Genomic DNA, 17,888 nt, shown 5'->3' with positions numbered 1-17,888 from the left:
GAATCATGTTTGCGCGTATTCGTCGGCCACGGCTGCGACCGCTCGAGAACTACCGCCCGGTGTGGCTCGGGGTCACCGCGCTCGTGGTGCTCGTTGTCGTGCTCGCGGCCACACTGGTAGTGAACTCGCTCGGCATCGGGCAACGGCGAGTGGAGGCCGACTTCGCTCAGGCCGCCCAACTCGAGGCAGGCGATCAGATCACGGTGGCCGGGGTGCCGGTCGGCCACGTGGTCGGTTTGCGGCTGGCAGGCGACCGCGTGACCGTCACCATGAGCATCAAGTCGGATGTGCGTCTCGGTGCGGATACGACCGCGTCGATCAAACTCACCACGTTGCTGGGGAATCGATTCATCGAGGTGTCGCCCGCAGGTTCCGGCTCGTTGCCTGATGGACGGATCGCGTTGGCGCACACCGAAGTTCCCTACAATCTGCAATCCGCACTGGAGGATGTCACCACGACCTTCGATCAGGTCGACGCCGACAAGGTCGGGCAAGCCATGACGCGGCTGTCGACTCAGCTCGACGGTCTGCCGCAAATGATCCCTTCGGTGATGCAGAACGTGATGACGCTATCGACTGTGATCGCCGAACGGCGCGATCAGATCGGTTCCCTGCTCACGAGCACCAGCCAGCTGACCACCGTGATCGAGATGCAACACGCGAACTTGGCCGTACTGTTCACCCAGGGGCGAGAAGTGTTGCAAGAGTTCCAGTCACGTCGGCAGTCGATCGAATATCTGCTGTCGGCCACCACCTCCGTGGTTCGAACGCTGACCCCGATCGCCGTGGACGATCAGCCCGAGATTCGATCGCTGCTGGACAACCTGAGTTCGATGATGCAGGCGCTGAGCCAGCACGACGACCTGTTGCGCAACATCCTGCAGGTCGTCCCCGTGCCATGGCGGAGCTGGGCGAATCTGAGCGGCACCGGACCGGAACTCGACGCCAACGTGCCGGCGGGAGCGTTCGTCGACTCGTTCATATGCGCGCTGGTCGGACGCGCACCCCAGGTCGATCTGCCGCCGTATTCGAAGGAATGTAAATGAGAGTGTTCTCGCGGACTACCAAATTGGTGTTGCTTTTCGCTCTCGTCGCTGTCGTCGCGGCCGCGGGTGGTCCGGTGTTGCTCGAGCACGACACCATCCGTGTGACCGCCCGTTTCGACAGTGCCGCAGGACTGTTCGTGGGCAATGCCGTCGCCGTGCTGGGAATGCGCGTGGGCAAGGTGGCAGAAATTACGCAGAAAGGCGCCTTCGCCGAGGTGGACATGACTGTCGATGCCTCGGTCCCGATCGCGGCCGACGCGACCGCGGTGATCGTCTCGGATTCGGTGCTCACCGACCGGCATGTGGAATTCACGCCGCCTTACCGCAGCGGCCCCACACTGCGCGACGGGGCCACACTCGGCCTAGACCACACCCGGACCCCGGTGGAGTTCGACAGCCTGCTGGCGATGGTGCACAAGCTGTCCAACGCACTCAACGGTGACGGGGCCGGACACGGTCCGATCGCCGACATGGTCGGTACCGGCGCGGCTGTCACCTCAGGTCACGGTGCAGACATGAGAGGCGCGTTGGATCAACTGTCGCGGGCTCTGCGTATGGGCGACAATCAGGGCGCGGCCACACGCAACGCGATCACCACGATCGTCGACAACCTCAACTCTCTCACCGGCGCAGCGGCCCGCAACGACCGCGACATCCGTGAATTCGGCGCCGGCGTAGGGCAATTGAGCGATCTGCTCGCCGACCAGAATCTGGGCACCGGTAACACCGGCGCTCAGTTGGTCCAGATCCTCAGCCAAACCAGCGATCTGCTGCAGAAGTATCGCGGCACGATGAAATCGACGGTGTCGGGCGCCGACACCGTCATGGGCAGCTTGTCGGATTACCAGCACGAGATCGCCGAGTTCCTGGACGTGTTCCCGATGCTTACCGACAATGCCTACGCCGCGGTCGACCAGAAGGTCGGCGCGGGCCGCGTGCACGTGAACGTGGACCGGCTTCTGCTGGATGGGCAGATGGTCAAAGATGTGTGCAACCTGCTCGATATGAAACAACTCGGCTGCAACACCGGAAAGCTTTCGGATATGGGTCCGGATTTCGGTGTCGTCGCCATGCTCGCGGGAATTGCGGAGTTACCCAAATGATCACGAAACCGAATCGACTAGTCGCGGCGAGCGCAGTGCTGCTCGCGGTATCCACTGCGGCCTGTTCCGCAGGCTTGGACAGTGTTCCGCTGCCGTCACCGTCGGTCGGCCCGCACAGCTACACCCTTACCGTCACCTTCGCCAATGCTCTCAACCTGCCCGCACAGGCCAAGGTGAAGGTCGATGGCGCCGACGTCGGCGAGGTGGAATCCATGCGGGCCCACGACTACGCCGCCATTGTGACCCTGCGCATCCGAGCCGGGACCGTCCTGCCTGCGGGCACCACCGCCGAACTCCGTTCGGCCACTCCGCTGGGCGATGTCTTCGTCGCGCTGACGCGTCCGGCGAATCCGGCGCCCGGCGCCGCCCCGCTACACGACGACAGCAGCATTCCGCAGACGTCGACCTCGGCGGCAGCGACGATCGAGGAAGTACTCGCTCGGGCCGCGATGCTTGTCAACGGCGGGGCAATTCGCAATCTCACCAAGACGGTCAATGGACTGGGTGCGGAACTCGGCGGAAACGGCGACCATCTCGCCGACCTCATCGCCCAGACCACTGCTCTGGTGAACACCTTGTCTTCGCGGTCGGGGCAGATACAGGGCGCAGTCCACGACGCCGATGCGCTCACCGCGACCGTGGCCGCGCGGCAGTCGACAGTCAACGACGCCGTCGCCGCCGCGGGCCCGGCGCTGGACGTCTTGAGTTCCAACACCGGTACGTTCGTCGACCTGGCCGATCGGTTGGGCCGAATAGCTCGTCAACTGCAACGGTATCCGTCGGTGAACGGTACGGGACAGCGCAGTCTGATCGCCGATATGAACAACCTCGCCGCCGGAATGAACGCCGCGGCCATCGACCCGAATTCGAATCTGGACGAGCTCAACCGCACCATCTCGGTGGTCGGCGGCAAGGTGACGTCGGCGACTGCCGCCGCCGCCGATGCCGAAATCGCGCAGATCGCGGTAGGCGCCGTTCCGGATCCCAATTTCCCAGGCAGCTCGGCGGCCAAGATTCCCGATCAGACCGACTGGGCGAACTTTGTGGGCTCCCTGGCTTATACGCTCGGGCGATTGCACGACCGCGTGGTCGGACCAGGCCGATGAGCGGCATGCGGATGCGCATCACGCGGTTGTCGGGCGCGACGGCGAATGCGGCGATCACGCGCCTGGCCCGGCATCGACTGATCGTGTCACTGGTGGCGTTGGGGCTGACGTTGATCTTCGGTGCGTCCTATCTGACGCTCGGATCGTTGCAGTTCAACCCGTTCGATGCGACATACACCCTGCGGATACACCTTGCCCAGTCCGGTGGTCTGCTGTCCGGGCGCGACGTGACGGTGCGCGGTGTCCGGGTGGGGCGGGTCACCTCGGTCGACCTCGGTGACGGCGACGTGGTGGCGGTGGCATCGATCGAAGCCTCCCAGCGCATCCCGGCCGACAGTGCTGTGCGAGTGGCCGGGCTCTCGGCCGCCGGGGAACAATATCTCGATTTCGTCCCCACCGGCTCGACCGGCCCCTATCTGGCCGACGGTGCCGTGATCGGCGCCAACCGGACCTCGACACCGATCGCGATGGCGCAGATGCTCGCCGACCTCAATGGCACCATCGCTCAGCTCGATCCCGACAAACTCCACAGCATCGTGCAGGAACTGGGGGCAGGACCGCAGGCGCCGGACAAGTTGGCGGCCATCATCAACGGTGGCACCTTCCTTGTCACGACGCTGAGTTCGGTTCTGCCCCAGACGATCAGCCTGCTGCACAACAGTGAGATCGTGCTCGGCACCGTGCGTGACCTCGGCCCAGGGCTCCGATCGAGCGCCGCCGAACTCGACCGCACACTCACCGGTGTGGAATCGATGTCGGGCGGCTTCGTGAATGCGGTCGGCATCGCGCCCGCGGCGCTGGACGCTATGGACCAGATAATCGCCGACAACTCACCCACCATGGTGCACCTGCTCGGCAATCTGGCGACGGTAGCGCAGATGTCGTCTTTGCGTGTGCCCGCGATGCGGGAGCTGTTCTTTCCGCAACAGCGAGAAGGTTCCGCCGCCGACGCGGTGGCCTCGGCAGTGCATGACGGCAAGATCTGGGCGTTGGTGAGCATCTACCCGCGTAAACAGTGCGACTACAACGTCCCCCGGTTCCCCGCCACCGATCCCAGCTACCCGGAGCCCTACCGCTACGTCGACTGTTCCGACCCGGATCCCAGCCTGCTACCCCGTGGCGCGCGCAACGCTCCGCGCCCGCCGGGGGACAACGCCTCCTATCCACCACCGGGCGCTGACCCTCTGGCCACCACCGACCCGACTCCACAAGGGCGGCTGACAATTCCGACACCCTACGGGGGCGTGCCCGCACCGGTCTACGTCCCGCCCAATTAGCTGTCGGATCAACGATGTTCAGGAGTATGACCGATGAAAGTCTCACCCCCCGGGAACGAAATGAAAGACGCCACGGACACATCTGACGGCGATGTCACGACGCCCGAACCGGATTCGCGCGGCGACGACACCGACGCTCCCGAGGTGAGCAGCTCTGGTCAGGACGACACCGAGAACACGGCTGTCGCGGGCACCGACGACAAGTCCCCGAGCTCGCGTCGGCGATGGGTCCTGCGTGGCGCGGCCGCGTTCGTCGTAGTGGTGCTGATCGCTCTGGTAGTCGGCGCAGGCATCGCAGTGTGGAAGTTGGAGCAGCGCAAGGATATCGACGACGCGGCCAGGCAGGCGGCGGATACCGCGCGAACCTATGCCGTGACGTTGACGAGCATCGACTTCCAGCACATCGATCAGAACTTCACCGACGTGCTGAACGGGTCGACCGGCGAGTTCAAAGATATGTACTCCAAGTCGAGTAACCAGCTGAAATCGCTGCTCGTGCAGAACAATGCGGTGAGCAAGGGGAATGTGGTCGATTCGAGTGTCAAATCCGCCAGCGAGAATCGGGTCGAGGTCATGCTGTTCGTCGACCAAATGGTCACCAACACCCAAAGTCCCGCCCCTCGCGTCGACCGCAGTCGCGTCGTGATGACGATGGAACGAGTCGATGGCCACTGGCTGGCCAGCAAAGTCGAAATGGTCTGAGCGCCATGGTGTCACAGATCGAACAGTGGGGACGCGGCTACCTTCGCCGCCATCCCGTCGCCTCGCTCGAAACCGTGGGCGCGCAATTCGTCATGGGGGTGCGGGCCATACAGTGCCTGGTGCTCGACATCGCCACGGGCCGCTTCGCGTTCCAGGAATTCGTGCGGCAGGCGGCCTTCATGATCAAGACGTCGTATCTACCGACTCTCGCTGTGGCACTGCCGATCAGCGCCACCCTGTCGATCCAATTCGGGCTCATCGCCGATCAGGTAGGGGCGACGTCGCTGTCCGGCGCGGCCAGCGGACTCGCCGTGATCCGGCAAGCGGCACCCGTAGTGACCGCCGTGCTGCTTGCCACCGCGGTGGGCTCGGCGATCTGCGCCGACCTCGGTTCGCGCACCATCCGAGAAGAGATCGACGCACTGGAGGTGATGGGGGTTTCGGTACTGCACAAGCTGGTGGTTCCCCGGGTCGCCGCGGGTGTCGTCGTCGCCGTCGGGTTGACCGGGTTGAGTGCGTTCGTCGGCTTCCTGGCCAGCTATTTGTTCAATGTATTCGTTCAGGGCGGGACGCGAGGCAGCTTTCTGGCCACGTTCTCTTCCTTCGCCACCATCGGCGATATGTACCTGGCGATGGTGAAGGCCGTGGTATTCGGGATGATCGTGACGATCGTCGCGTGCCAGAAAGGATTGAGCACCAAAGGTGGGCCCGGGGGAGTCGCCGACTCGGTCAATGCGTCGGTCGTGGCCTCGATCGTTCTGCTGATGATCGTGAACGTCGGTTTCACCGAGCTCTACACCATGATCTTCCCTCGACAGGCGCTGTGAGATGGCGTCGACATATTATCCGCTCGGCCTCGGAGCGGTTGTCCGCGCGGCAGGCGCACCGCTGGGGGGAATCATCCGGCTGGGCCACATGGCCAACTTCTTCCTGCGTTCCATTGCGGGTATCCCGATCGTGCTGCGCCACTACCGCACCGAATTGCTCCGCCTCATATCCATGGTCACTTGGGGAAACGGTTCGCTCATAGTCGGCGGAGGCACTGCGGGGATCATCATCATCTTGGGCGCGAGCACCGGCGCGCTTGTCGGCATCGAAGGCTATAGCGCCCTGAAATTGTTGGGGATCGGCCCCGCGACCGGCTTGGTCGCGGCGACCGCGGCGACGCGGGAACTCGCACCGATCATGGCCTCACTCGCTTTCGCCGCGCAGGCAGGATGCCGATTCACGGCGCAACTGGGCGCCATGCGCATCGCCGAGGAGATCGATGCGATGGAATCTCTGGCCATACGGCCGGTTCCGTACCTCGTGACCACCCGCCTGATGGCAGCGGTCACCGCCATAATTCCGCTGTACCTGGTATGTCTTGTAGCGAATTTCGTCGCCGTGGAATTCGCCATCGGCCTGGCAGGAAGCCACGCCCCCGGCACCTACAACCACTACTTCCACATGGTGCTCAACGGAACCGACATCCTGTACTCGGTGTTGAAAGCCGTCATATTCGTCATACTCACCACAATCATCCAGTGCTATTTCGGCTACTACTCCACAGGCGGCCCCGAAGGAGTCGGCGTCGCCGCAGGCCGCGCCATGCGCGCAGGCATCACCCTGATGATCTGCGTCAACCTCCTGATGACCATGGCCCTCTGGGGTTTCGACGCTGGAGCACGCATCAGCGGTTAGTGTGAAAGAAGTTGGGGTGCAGTGGATCCTGCCTCGACCCGAGGTTTGTCAATGGGTCGAGGCAGGAAATAGTGTCCGATCGCTACAGTGCTGTCAGGCCGGCTTCGGCGACGGTCTGGTCTTGTTCTCCCGATCCACCGCTGACACCGAGACCGCCGACGACTACGCCGTCGCGTGTGAGGGGAACGCCTCCCGCGAAGACTGTCGTCGAATAGGTGCGCCAATTCGCCTGCGATGTACCGGTAGTTGATATTGACCGGACTGCGCGCAATTTCAGCGGGGCAAGGAACGCGACGATCCATGGTGCGCTGTTGCGACTCGCCAATGCCACCCATCACCCGGACCGATCCCGTGATCAGCCAGGTGATGGGCAAACCGGTTCGCGAGCGCTTCGATGTCTGCGTAAGTCAGGCGTTGGTCGTGGTCGATTACGCACATGCGACCCGGCGCCACGTCGGCCATGGCCTCGAACTTGTCAGCAAGATTATTCGCCACTTAGCGAGTTCCCATTACTCGTCCCGACCGGGATGGTCATCGTGATGGAAAAGCGGTCCCCCGGATGGCTGTGTATACCGACGGCAAGCAGGGTGCCCTCGGCGTTGTAATGGCGGCGCACCACCACCAGGGCCGGGCTGCCCGTGACCGCGTTCAGCGCTGCCGCCTGCTCAGCGTTGAGCGCACTGGCGAGGATCTGTTGTTCGACCACCTGGTCATCGAGCGACGCCGGCGTCATCGATGGGGTGCGAATCGCTTCGCGCCCGCGGGGGGTGTCCTGCACGTACTGTTCGCTGAAACACAGCGGCTCGCGGACGCTGCGGTCCCGTAGGATGCGCGGGCCGGCGAAACGGAACCATCGTTCTCCGACGTCGCAGCTCAATCTGGCGGCCAGCTCTCCATCGGCGACGACGACCGTTTCCTGTCCCCGCACAATCCAGGTCGCGTTCATGTTCGCGGCGATATCAGCGGCCGAGCCCGGCACCCACCGATAGCCTGCAACGGGCTCCGCGGAAATGACGCTGGTGCCGATGCGGGGGCGGCGCTGCACCATGCCCAGATCGATGAGTCCGCGAACTGCCTCGCGGATCGTGTGCCGGCCGACGTTGTACTGGGCGCAGAGTCCTTTCTCAGTCGGCAGGCGCTCTCCGACAGCAATGCGTCCGGTGGTGATGTCGTCGGAGATGGCCCGAATGATCTCGACGTAGCGGGGCGGTCCCCCCGATGTTGCCTGTCGCATGTCGCTCCTGTCTTGCGCGGCGCGCTATCGCCGTGCAATGATCCGGATCATCGGGAATGATCCGGATCAATTGATCCGACCACACCGCAGTGTGCATGTCAAACCCGCTTGGAGGAACCCGTGGAACTCACCCGCAACTTTGAGTTCAACCGGCTCGGCTACGAGTTCAGCTGTCACCAGGCCAAAGAGCGGAACCTCGCGAGCTGGAACGACCGGAGAATCTGAACACAATGTGGGACTTCGAAACCGACCCCGACTACCAGGCTGAGCTCGACTGGGCCGCGCTCGAGTCTCATCTGCTCACGCATCTCGACCTGCCGGCAGGCCGGTTGGAGGTCCGCCAGTTCACCGCTGGCCGTGCCAACCTCACGGATCTGGTGGACGTCGACGGCTTTCGCATCGTGGTACGTCGTCCACCGCGCGGCACTCTGGCGCCCAGTGCGAACGACATCGCGCGTGAGAGCGGAGGAACGGCGATCGTCACGGGAGGCACCAGGGGGATCGGCTTGGCCATCGCCGAGGCACTGATCGGCGTCGGCGCCAATGTTGTTGTGGCCAGTCGAAAACCGGAAGCCTGCGCGGCGGCGGCAACGCACCTACAGGGCCTGGGCGGCCAAGCTATTGGCGTCCCCACGCATCTAGGCGACACCGACGGGATTGAACTCCCTCGTCAAGTTCACATGGTCGCCCTGTGACCGTTCATCCGCTCGCGATACCGCAGTCCGATGCCGGCTACCGGGCCGGCCGGTCACAGAATCCGACTCGCGAATATTTCGGTATCACCGTGGACAGCTTGCTCGAACACTCTTGGAGGTTCACCGAATGAACGACGCTCCGACCCCCGACCCGCTGTTCGATGTCGCCGGCAAGGTCGTGCTCATTACCGGCGGCAGCAGAGGGCTCGGGCGCGCCATGTCACTCGGCTTCGCCGATCGCGGCGCGAGCGTCGTCGTGTCCAGCCGCAAGTACGACGCCTGCCACGCTCTCGCCGAGGAGATCAATGCCCGCGGCGGCGAATCGTTCCCGCGAGCCTGCCATGTCGGCGACTGGCGGCAGTTGGATGGGCTGATCGACGATGTCATCGAGCGTTACGGACGGCTGGATGTGCTGATCAACAACGCGGGCATGTCACCGATCGCGCCCTCACTGCTCGAAACGTCGGAAGCACTCGTCGACAAAATCATCGACATCAACTTCAAAGGGCCCCTTCGCCTCACCGCCCTGGCGGCCACCACGATGGCCGCTACCGGCGGCGGATCGATCATCAACATCAGTTCGCTGGCCTCGCGGCGACCGACCCCGGTCACCACTGCCTACAGCGCCGCCAAGGCCGGGCTCAACGCGCTGACGCAAGCGTCCGCACAGGAATACGCGGCTGTCAACGTGCGGGTCAACGCGATCATCTGCGGCACCTTCGACACCGACACCACCGCGGGTTTCGTACGCAACCCCGACATCCTGACCAGCGTGGTCGAACCTATTGCCCTGCACCGCATCGGCCGGCCCGACGAAGTAGTCGGCGCCGCGTTCTATCTGGCGTCGGCGGCATCCTCTTACACCACAGGATCGTTCATCACCATCGATGGAGGTGTCGCACCGTGAGGTCATGGGTGTGCAACACACTGACCGGAGAATCAGGGCTGTCGCTGGAAACCAGGACGAGGCCCGCATGCGGTGCCGAACAGGTTCGCGTCCGAAATCATGCCGCCGCGTTGAACTTTCCCGACACACTGATCACGAGAGGGCTCTATCAGCTCGAGCTCGAGCCGCCGTTCGTGCCGGGCAGCGAGTTCGCCGGAACCATCATCGAGGTCGGTGCCCATGTCGCCGACTTCCGTGTTGGCCAACGAGTCCTGGCGCTGACCGGCTATGACGCCTTCTCCGAGGAAGTGCTGGTGACGCCGCCCGGACAACAGCTTCACCGGATTCCCGCGGAAATGCCGTTCACCGATGCGGCCGGTTTCAACCTCACCTACGGCACAGCCATGCACGCGCTGACCCAACGAGCACGGTTGGATCGCGATGAGACTCTGCTGGTCCTCGGCTCCGCCGGCGGATGCGGTAGCGCCGCGGTCCAAATCGGCACCGCAATCGGCGCACGAGTGATCGCCGCCGCGAGCACCGAACCGAAATGCCGGGCAGCCCGCACAATGGGCGCCACCGACACCATCAACTACGGCATCGAGGATCTACGCACACGGCTGTTGGAGCTAACCGACGGAGCAGGCGCCGACGTGATCTTCGATCCCGTCGGCGGCAGCCTGTTCGACCAAGCCAAGCGTTGCACTGCCTGGAACGGCCGCTACCTGGTTGTCGGATTCGCGGGCGGCGACATCCCCCAACTCGGAATCAACTACACGATCTTGAAATCGATATCGGTGATCGGCGTCGCCTACGGGCTGTCGGCCATCAAAGATCCCGCCGCCAACATCGCGAATTTCCAACAACTGTTCGACTGGTACGGCGACGGGCGCATCAAGCCACTCGTCGGCGCCACCTATCCCCTGGAAGCTCTCCCCGAGGCGTGTGTGGCCCTGTGGGAACGGCGTGCGACCGGAAAAACCGTCATCACCTTCACGACTCACTCATGAGTCGGGTCGCAGTGGTCACCGGCGGTCACTCTGGTATCGGCCGGGCGACCGCGCGTCTGCTGGACAAACAAGGAGTGCGCGTCGCGGTCCTCGATCGGGACGGCACGCCGCCGGTCGACGTGAGCGATCCCGCGGGCGTCGAGGCTGCCGTGGCCGGGGTGCGGCAGACGCTGGGTTCGGTGAACATCGTGGTGAACGCCGCCGGCATCGCCGCAGGGGGCCTGCCAACCGACGATCACTACATCGAGACGTGGCAGAACACACTGGCGGTCAACCTCACCGGTGCGATGTTGGTGGTCCGTGCATGTCTGCCCGATCTGCTGGCGAACGGTAGCGGCAGGATCGTGAATGTAGCGTCCACCGAAGCCTTCGGCGCAGGCCGATTCAGCAGTCCCTATACCGTTGCCAAGCACGGCCTCGCCGGATTCACCAAGGCACTCGCCGTGGATTACGGCAGGTACGGTTTGACCGCGAACTGCGTGTGCCCCGGCGCGACTCTCACCGGGATGACAGAGGCGATACCGGAAGCCGACCGTATGGTCTTCGCGCGCCGCCGGATCCCGGCAGGTCGCTACGGCCGTCCGGAGGAGATTGCCCACGTCATCGTAGCGCTGACCGCCAAGGACGCCTCGTTTATCAACGGCGCAGTCATTCCGGTCGACGGCGGCATGACGGCCCAGACACGTTGAATCTCCCGGATGCCCCCGTGCGTGAAGGTGTACCGCAATGATCCGGATCGTTGAAATCAAGCACTAATCGTCCGATCAAGACCCCCAAGGAAAGCAGGACCAATGGAATTCGACGACGAGCTCCGCTATGAGAAGGACGGCCCGATCCGCCGGATCATCCTGAACCGACCCACCAAGCACAACGCCCTCAATGTCTCCATGCAGAAGCAACTGCACGAGGCCATCCGCGCCGTTCGCTTCGATGAGGAAGCCAGGGTCCTGATCATCAGAGGCGCCGGCGATACGTTCTGCGCCGGTGACGACATCGCCGAGATGCCGATTTTGAACACCCGCAAGCTCTCGTTCGACTCGGCGACCACGCTTGCCGAACCATCGAGTGACCCCGAGTGGAGCACCTACCTCATCGTCAGCATGTTCCAGGAAACAGCCGCGCTGCTCGAAAATCTCACCGACGTCGTCACTATCGCCGCCGTCGACGGCGTGTGCATGGGCGGCGGGCTCGAACTGACCCTTTGTTGCGACTTCGTGCTGACCACCCCGAACGCGCGGTGGGGCATGCCCGAGATCGACATGGGGATCACCCCCGGCTGGGGCGGATGTACCCGCTTGCAGCGGTTCGCGGGGCGCCGCCGCACCAAGGAGATCAACCTGCTGGGATACGAATTCAGCGGGCGCCAAGCCCTGGAGTGGGACCTCGCTAACCGGGTGGTCGAACGAGAAGAGCTCGACACCGAGGTCAACCGCCTCGCCGAACTCATGCTCCAGAAAAGCAAATACGCTATCCGGCGGTCCAAACACGTACTCAACCGCGCCGCCGACGGGCCCATGGGCCAGGTCGCGGCGTTCGAGCTGCCCATCGACCCCGCCGCCGGTCCGATGGACGCGCACGGCATCGGCTCCTTCGCTGAAAAGGGCCAGGACCTCGCCACACTCCGCAACCAATCCCGCACCTTCTGGGCAGACCAGCGCCGCTAACCCAATGATTGGTTCACCACTCGAAGCGAAGGAGAAGAGTGTGCCAAAATATCCACCCGAAGAGCTTCGGCAAGCGTACGAGAGATTCAAAACGGTCTCGGACCGATGCGCGGACACAGCCGACTATCGTCCCTTCGCCGACCTCTTTACCGAGGACTGCGTCTACGTCGAACACTGTTTCGGTGAGATGCATGGTCGCGGGGCGGTCCTAGCCTGGATCGTGCCCCTCATGAAGGACTTTCCCAACAACCAAATGGTCCGATACACCCATGATTGGGTGTTCTTCGACGACGAGAACGCGCGAGTCGTTTTCTCGGCCCGCACCCACATGGCCGATCCAGGCGACGGAAAGTCCTACACATCAACAAATTGGACTCTGCTGGACTATGCGGGCAGCGGCCTGTTCTCTCGCGAAGAAGACATCTACAACCCGGCAAACTTCGGAACCGTCATCCAGGAATGGCTCGAGGTATACAACCGCTACCAAGCGGAAGGTGACTGAACGCGTCGGCATCGCCGGACTGATCAAACCGGAACAGAACCAAGCCTCTGATAGCCGCGGTCGAAGGCTTCGCCCTCGGCGGTGGCTTCGAACTCGTCCTGTGCTGCGATCTGGTAGTCGCAATGAAACACGGGCAAACGTCTACGAGCGTGCTGTCCGCTACTTTCCGACGCGCCGCGACTTTTGTCTGGTGGGGCGGGTTTTCCTGGTTCAGAGTCAGCCCCAACCCAGCTCATGCAACCGGTCTTCGTCAATGCCGAAATAGTGTGCAATCTCATGGATCACAGTGATCGCCACCTCCTCGACGACCTCGCGCTCATCGCCGCAGATGGCCAGAATCGCCTCGCGATAGATGGTCACGGTGTCGGGCAGGGCGCCGCCGTATTGGCTGTCGCGCTCGGTCAGCGCGATCCCGTGATAGAGCCCGAGCAGATGTGGATCCTCCGGATTGTGCGGTTCGATCAGCACGACCACATTGTCGATGGCGCGGGCCAGCTCCGGCGGGATGAGATCGAGCGCATCACCGACCAGCTCCTCGAACCGGTCCGCGGACATGGTCACCGACATCAGCGAGGTTGCGGCTGCGGCGGCAGCGGCGCGGCACCGGGCAGCGGGGCGGGCGTCGAGCGACCGGAGTTCGGCGGCGGCACCGGCGCCTGGCCGTTGATCAGGATGTCGCCCTTCGCCGAGCCGGTGATCGGCGCGAAACCCTCCCGGTCGGTGCCCTTGCCGATCATGCAGTCCAGCTTGCGGCTGCCCGACAGCCAGCTGCGCGCGTCGAGGTAGTCGAAGAACAACGTCAGCGTCTTGTTACGCACCACGTCAGGTGAGCCGAGGTAGTCGGTGGCCGCGCGCGCACACTCGTCCTCCATGAACTTGTCCTGCTCGTCCTTGCTGGGCGGACCGCCGGAAAAGTGCTGGCCGAGGTCGACGGTGGAGACGATCTCGACGGCGTGCGCCTGCGCGCAGTCCACCGGATCGGTGGGCAGATTCTGGTTGATGCCGAGGCAGGTGCCCGGTTCGTAGATCTTCGACTGATCGTGTTCGGCGGCACTGCCGGTGGTCGGCAGCGGGGTGCCGGTGCTGCCGGAGAACTGGAGCCCGCAGCGCAGGGTCCGGTCGCCGTGCTTCCAGCCGTCCGGGCTGGGGTACATCAGGCCGATGACATAGCGGCCGCGCGGATCGAACCTGCCGTTGAGATACTGGTCTACCGCCGGGGTGCAGTGTTCTTCCTTGAGTTCGGTCAGCCGCAGCGAATCCGGAAAACGTGAGCCGGGACCGAATTCCACGCCGGGGTACTTGGCCATATCCACATCGGCCGCGACTTCGAACAGATGCCGGTTCGAGCAGGCGACCTTCACCAGATCGCCGCGGTCCTGTTTGCTCCAGCTGAGGCAGTCACCCTTGGCCGCGGTGCCGAATTCCTTGTCCAGCGCGGTCTCGGCGGGTGAGCCGGGATTGTGCGCCTCGAGCCCCGTTTCGTTCTTGTAGCCGGTGATGAACAGACCGAACAGCGAGATGAGGACGGCGCCCACCGCGGCGGCGAGCAGCACCCAGCGCAGCGTCGGCGCGGACAAATGCAGCTTGCCGTCGGAGACGACCTTGCGGTCGATGATCACCGACTGCGGGAATGATTCCGCGCGCGACGACCCGCCCGAGTACGGCTCGGATTCCTGTGGGTCCTTGGTCACATCATCAGCAGACATCGCGACCCATCATGTCAGCGTCTGTTCTCCGGTGCTACGACCTGGCCGCTAGCGACTGCCTGCAGGTCGCTCGAAAGGGTCGAATCCGCCTGTCTACCGTGCGTAGCAGCGCGACCTAACCGCGGAACGCGGACAGGAACAGGCCCGGCAGCCGCGCCGGGTTGGCGGTCGCGTAGAACTCCGTCAGCATGCGTCCGGTCGCCGCTGCGGTCGCATTGTCGACGAACCACGGCGGCTTCGGCGACAGTGCCAACTCCCCGCGCAACAGCGACCGCGGCGACGGCCGGAACGGCCCGCGCACCACCGTGCGCTCCACATCGTCGAGCAGGAAAGCGTTGTGTACCACGCCGATTCCGCTCTGCACGTCATCGAGCGTGTGGCCGGGATAGGCGCCCCACGAGGCCCGCGGGGTCAAGAAAACCAGCCCGGTCCACGCGTTGACCGCGATCGCGCCGTAGCGCAGCCGCTCGATGGCGCGGTCGAAGGCGGTGCCGAGCCGCTTGATGGTGCCCGGGTGGGCGATCACGTTGACGCCGAGCGTCCCGATCACCTCGTCGTTGGCGAAATCCACCGCGCGCTGCAGGAATTCACCGCCGGTATACGGCAGCTCGACCACGCCGAGTACCGGGGAGAAGTATTCGGTGCGCAGCAGCGGCGTTGCGCTCGTCGGCAGATTCTGCACGAGCAGGCGTCCGTGATCAGGCCCGAGCCGTTCGGCATCCGGATAGGAATCCAGCGCGGCCGCGACGCGGTCGTCGCTGCCCGGGTAGTACGCACGGCGCCGCGGTGCCCGCTCGATCGCGTCCCGCAGCTCGGCCAGGAACCTGTCCTTCTGCGGCCACTCCGCGCTGAGCACCACCGCCTGGGTCGCGACGCAGTTGTAACCGCCGTTGTGCAGTCGCTGGGTCGCGATATGTTCGGCCTGGTAGCGCAGGTCGGCGCCGTCCCATTCACCCGGCACCACGATTGTCGGCGAGACGCCACCGAGTTCGCTGGTGATCGGCTTGTCCAGCAGCGGCTGTCCACCGGATTTGCCCTCTGGTCCCCAGACGATCGCGTCGTGGGTCCGCATGCTGCCGGTCATGTGCACATGCGCGACGTCGGCATGCTGCACCAGATACCCGCCCGCCTCGGCCCCACCGGTCAGGATCCGCAGCACGCCCAGCTCGATCAGCGGCGCGAAGACCATCTCGAACACCGTGTACAGCGGATCGGTGATCGGATTCAGCTTCAGCGCGACCACCCGGTTGTGGGCGTAGAGCTCGTACAGCACGTCCAGCGGGGGTATGGAGGTGATATTGCCTGCGCCGAGGATTGCGCCGACGCCACCGGTAACGGTCGGATCGAGCTGGGCGAGTCCGGCGCGTCGGCGCGCGGTATCGGCATCGACGCCGGGACGTAACCACACTTCCCCATGAAAACCGCTGAGCAGCAACCGGTCGTAGCGATCCAACGGCAGGATCGGCACCGCGACCCGCTCGCCGGGTGCTTCGGCCAGCGCGACGCCATCGAGCGGGCTGCGACCCGCCGCCAGCGCCGTGAGTGTGGCCGACAGCGCGGCGGTGGCCTGCAGCAACGGCATCGGACCCGACATCCACTCCTCGCCGACCAGCGGCGAGTCCGGATCCAAGCCCTTGATGGTGCGTGCGGCCCGCACCCACTCGTGGGAGAAGCGGCCGGTGCGCGTGTGGATATCGTCGAGAAGTTCGCGGCGGCGCCGCAGCGGAGTATGCGCCCACGTCTTCTCACCCGCGACCAGATCGGCCACTGCGTCATCGATTGCGGAGTCGTCGAATGCTGTGCCCACAAGCCAACTATGCGCGCGCGAACCCATGCAAAGTCCGCATCCTGGGATATCGGCGTGAAACAGCAATATCGCGACCATTAGGCTGGTCACCCATGATCGACCTCCGATTCCTGCGGGACAACCCCGACGCGGTCCGCGCCTCGCAGCGCGCCCGCGGCGAAGACCCCGCCCTCGTCGACGCCCTGCTCGAGGCGGATGCGGCGCGCCGTGCGGCGGTGGCCACCGCTGACAACCTGCGCGCCGAGCACAAGGTGATGGGCAAGCTGATCGGCAAGGCGAAGCCAGAGGAACGGGCCGTCCTGCTCGAGCAGGCGCAGGAGATGTCGGCGAAGGTCAAGGAGGCCGAAGTCGCGCAGCATGCGGCCGACGCCGATATGGACGCCGCGCACCGGGCCATCTCGAATGTGATCCAGGAGGGCGCCCCCGCGGGCGGCGAGGACGATTACCTCGTGCTCGAGACCATCGGCACACCAACGGAATTCGACTTCGAGCCGAAGGACCACCTGGAGCTGGGCGAATCGCTCGGCCTGATCGATATGGAACGCGGCGCGAAGGTGTCGGGCGCGCGGTTCTATTTCCTCACCGGATACGGCGCGTTGCTGGAATTGGGCCTGCTGCAGCTGGCCGCGCAGAAGGCGGTCGCGAACGGTTTCACCATGATGATTCCGCCGGTGCTGGTGCGCCCGGAGGTCATGGCGGGCACCGGCTTCCTCGGCCAGCATTCGGCCGAGGTCTACCACCTCGAGGAGGACGACCTCTACCTGGTCGGCACCTCGGAGGTGCCACTGGCGGGCTATCACTCGGGCGAGATCCTGGACCTGAGCAACGGCCCGAAGCGGTATGCGGGCTGGTCGTCGTGTTTCCGCAGGGAGGCGGGCAGCTACGGCAAGGACACCCGCGGCATCATCCGGGTGCACCAGTTCAACAAGGTCGAGATGTTCGTATTCACCACGCCCGAGTCGGCCGCGGCCGAACACAAGCGCCTGCTCGCGTGGGAGCAGGAAATGCTCGCCGCTGTCGAGGTGCCTTATCGGATCATCGATGTCGCCGGCGGTGACCTCGGCAGTTCGGCCGCGCGCAAATTCGACTGCGAGGCTTGGGTGCCCACCCAGCAGACCTACCGCGAGCTCACCTCGACCTCGAACTGCACCACCTTCCAGGCTCGTCGTCTCGCCGTGCGCTATCGCGACGAGAACGGAAAGCCGCAGATCGCAGCCACTTTGAACGGTACGCTCGCGACTACCCGCTGGATCGTGGCGATCCTGGAGAACCATCAGCAGGCCGACGGTTCGGTGCGGGTGCCCGCCGCGCTGGTCCCGTTCGTCGGCACCGAGGTGCTGACACCGCCGCGGTAGAGCACGCTGAATAGCCCGTTCCACATTGCCAACAGGTAAATAGCTAGGGGTTCGCCATGCTGGATTCACGGGATGTGGCAACTGTCGGTATTTGTTATGTCTAGGCTATTCC

At 64.4% G+C, this 17,888-nt stretch carries 19 protein-coding genes and 2 pseudogenes; 15 read left to right on the top strand and 6 right to left on the bottom strand.

Annotated features, from left to right (window positions below; genetic code table 11):
• The first annotated feature begins 5 nt into the window (after positions 1-5).
• From OG874_RS35070 to OG874_RS35040, 7 genes are read left to right on the top strand one after another with little or no spacing between them, the layout of a single operon-like run.
• Positions 6-1,046 (top strand): MCE family protein, encoded by a 1,041-nt coding sequence (locus tag OG874_RS35070; RefSeq protein ID WP_330251333.1) that lies wholly within the window; start codon positions 6-8, stop codon positions 1,044-1,046.
• Entirely contained in the window at positions 1,043-2,149 is a 1,107-nt protein-coding gene (locus tag OG874_RS35065) for an MCE family protein (RefSeq protein ID WP_330251332.1), read from the top strand. Before OG874_RS35070 ends, OG874_RS35065 begins: the two co-directional genes overlap by 4 nt.
• Entirely contained in the window at positions 2,146-3,255 is a 1,110-nt protein-coding gene (locus tag OG874_RS35060) for an MlaD family protein (protein WP_330251331.1), read from the top strand. Before OG874_RS35065 ends, OG874_RS35060 begins: the two co-directional genes overlap by 4 nt.
• The gene (locus OG874_RS35055) at positions 3,252-4,532 is read left to right on the top strand and encodes an MlaD family protein (RefSeq protein ID WP_330251330.1); all 1,281 of its coding nucleotides are present in this window, start codon (positions 3,252-3,254) and stop codon (positions 4,530-4,532) included. The genes OG874_RS35060 and OG874_RS35055 overlap by 4 nt, the downstream gene beginning before the upstream one ends.
• Positions 4,533-4,565: 33 nt before the next feature.
• Positions 4,566-5,234, top strand: a complete 669-nt coding sequence (locus OG874_RS35050) for a hypothetical protein (RefSeq protein ID WP_330251329.1) — start codon at positions 4,566-4,568, stop codon at positions 5,232-5,234.
• A gap of 5 nt (positions 5,235-5,239) precedes the next feature.
• Positions 5,240-6,061 carry an MlaE family ABC transporter permease gene (locus OG874_RS35045; protein WP_330251328.1) on the top strand — a complete coding sequence of 274 codons (822 nt, stop codon included), beginning with the start codon at positions 5,240-5,242 and terminating at the stop codon, positions 6,059-6,061.
• A gap of 1 nt (position 6,062) precedes the next feature.
• The gene (locus tag OG874_RS35040; protein WP_330251327.1) at positions 6,063-6,917 is read left to right on the top strand and encodes an ABC transporter permease; all 855 of its coding nucleotides are present in this window, start codon (positions 6,063-6,065) and stop codon (positions 6,915-6,917) included.
• Positions 6,918-6,999: 82 nt separating this feature from the next.
• Here OG874_RS35040 and OG874_RS35035 read toward each other — a convergent pair whose 3' ends face one another.
• From OG874_RS35035 to OG874_RS35030, 3 genes are read right to left on the bottom strand one after another with little or no spacing between them, the layout of a single operon-like run.
• A complete protein-coding gene (locus OG874_RS35035) occupies positions 7,000-7,248 on the bottom strand; it encodes a heme-binding protein (RefSeq protein ID WP_442943173.1) in 249 nt (82 codons plus the stop codon).
• The gene (locus tag OG874_RS44960; RefSeq protein ID WP_442943172.1) at positions 7,191-7,379 is read right to left on the bottom strand and encodes an AMP-binding protein; all 189 of its coding nucleotides are present in this window, start codon (positions 7,377-7,379) and stop codon (positions 7,191-7,193) included. Before OG874_RS44960 ends, OG874_RS35035 begins: the two co-directional genes overlap by 58 nt.
• 22 nt (positions 7,380-7,401) lie before the next feature.
• Entirely contained in the window at positions 7,402-8,151 is a 750-nt protein-coding gene (locus OG874_RS35030) for a GntR family transcriptional regulator (RefSeq protein ID WP_330251326.1), read from the bottom strand.
• Between the two features lie 428 nt (positions 8,152-8,579).
• Here OG874_RS35030 and OG874_RS35025 point away from each other — a divergent pair.
• The 7 genes and pseudogenes from OG874_RS35025 to OG874_RS34995 form a co-directional block, all read left to right on the top strand.
• A pseudogene (locus OG874_RS35025) lies at positions 8,580-8,813 on the top strand (SDR family NAD(P)-dependent oxidoreductase); the annotation flags it as partial.
• Between the two features lie 160 nt (positions 8,814-8,973).
• Entirely contained in the window at positions 8,974-9,753 is a 780-nt protein-coding gene (locus OG874_RS35020) for an SDR family NAD(P)-dependent oxidoreductase (RefSeq protein WP_330251325.1), read from the top strand.
• On the top strand, positions 9,750-10,742 hold the full coding sequence (locus OG874_RS35015) for an NADPH:quinone oxidoreductase family protein (RefSeq protein ID WP_330251324.1): 993 nt from the start codon (positions 9,750-9,752) through the stop codon (positions 10,740-10,742). Before OG874_RS35020 ends, OG874_RS35015 begins: the two co-directional genes overlap by 4 nt.
• Positions 10,739-11,431: an SDR family NAD(P)-dependent oxidoreductase gene (locus OG874_RS35010; RefSeq protein ID WP_330251323.1), complete on the top strand. Its 693-nt coding sequence runs from the start codon at positions 10,739-10,741 to the stop codon at positions 11,429-11,431. The genes OG874_RS35015 and OG874_RS35010 overlap by 4 nt, the downstream gene beginning before the upstream one ends.
• A gap of 102 nt (positions 11,432-11,533) precedes the next feature.
• The gene (locus OG874_RS35005; protein WP_330251322.1) at positions 11,534-12,406 is read left to right on the top strand and encodes an enoyl-CoA hydratase/isomerase family protein; all 873 of its coding nucleotides are present in this window, start codon (positions 11,534-11,536) and stop codon (positions 12,404-12,406) included.
• 4 nt (positions 12,407-12,410) lie between these two features.
• The gene (locus OG874_RS35000) at positions 12,411-12,908 is read left to right on the top strand and encodes a nuclear transport factor 2 family protein (RefSeq protein ID WP_330251321.1); all 498 of its coding nucleotides are present in this window, start codon (positions 12,411-12,413) and stop codon (positions 12,906-12,908) included.
• Between the two features lie 29 nt (positions 12,909-12,937).
• Positions 12,938-13,036, top strand: a pseudogene (locus OG874_RS34995) (enoyl-CoA hydratase-related protein); the annotation flags it as partial.
• 88 nt (positions 13,037-13,124) lie between these two features.
• Here the strand turns inward: OG874_RS34995 and OG874_RS34990 are convergent.
• From OG874_RS34990 to OG874_RS34980, 3 genes are all read right to left on the bottom strand, one after another.
• Complete coding sequence (locus tag OG874_RS34990; RefSeq protein ID WP_330251320.1) at positions 13,125-13,475, bottom strand: metallopeptidase family protein; 351 nt, start codon at positions 13,473-13,475, stop codon at positions 13,125-13,127.
• On the bottom strand, positions 13,475-14,614 hold the full coding sequence (locus OG874_RS34985) for a septum formation family protein (RefSeq protein ID WP_330251319.1): 1,140 nt from the start codon (positions 14,612-14,614) through the stop codon (positions 13,475-13,477). Before OG874_RS34985 ends, OG874_RS34990 begins: the two co-directional genes overlap by 1 nt.
• A 115-nt stretch (positions 14,615-14,729) precedes the next feature.
• Positions 14,730-16,448: an aldehyde dehydrogenase family protein gene (locus OG874_RS34980; RefSeq protein ID WP_330251318.1), complete on the bottom strand. Its 1,719-nt coding sequence runs from the start codon at positions 16,446-16,448 to the stop codon at positions 14,730-14,732.
• A gap of 65 nt (positions 16,449-16,513) precedes the next feature.
• Between OG874_RS34980 and serS the strand changes: the two genes are divergently transcribed.
• Positions 16,514-17,776 carry a serine--tRNA ligase gene (gene serS, locus OG874_RS34975; protein ID WP_330251317.1) on the top strand — a complete coding sequence of 421 codons (1,263 nt, stop codon included), beginning with the start codon at positions 16,514-16,516 and terminating at the stop codon, positions 17,774-17,776.
• Positions 17,777-17,888: the final 112 nt, after the last annotated feature.

The organism is Nocardia sp. NBC_00565, from assembly GCF_036345915.1.
In the GTDB taxonomy this organism is placed as follows: domain Bacteria; phylum Actinomycetota; class Actinomycetes; order Mycobacteriales; family Mycobacteriaceae; genus Nocardia.
Note: the sequence above shows the minus strand (reverse complement) of the source record. Positions and strands in the feature narration are given on the sequence as shown.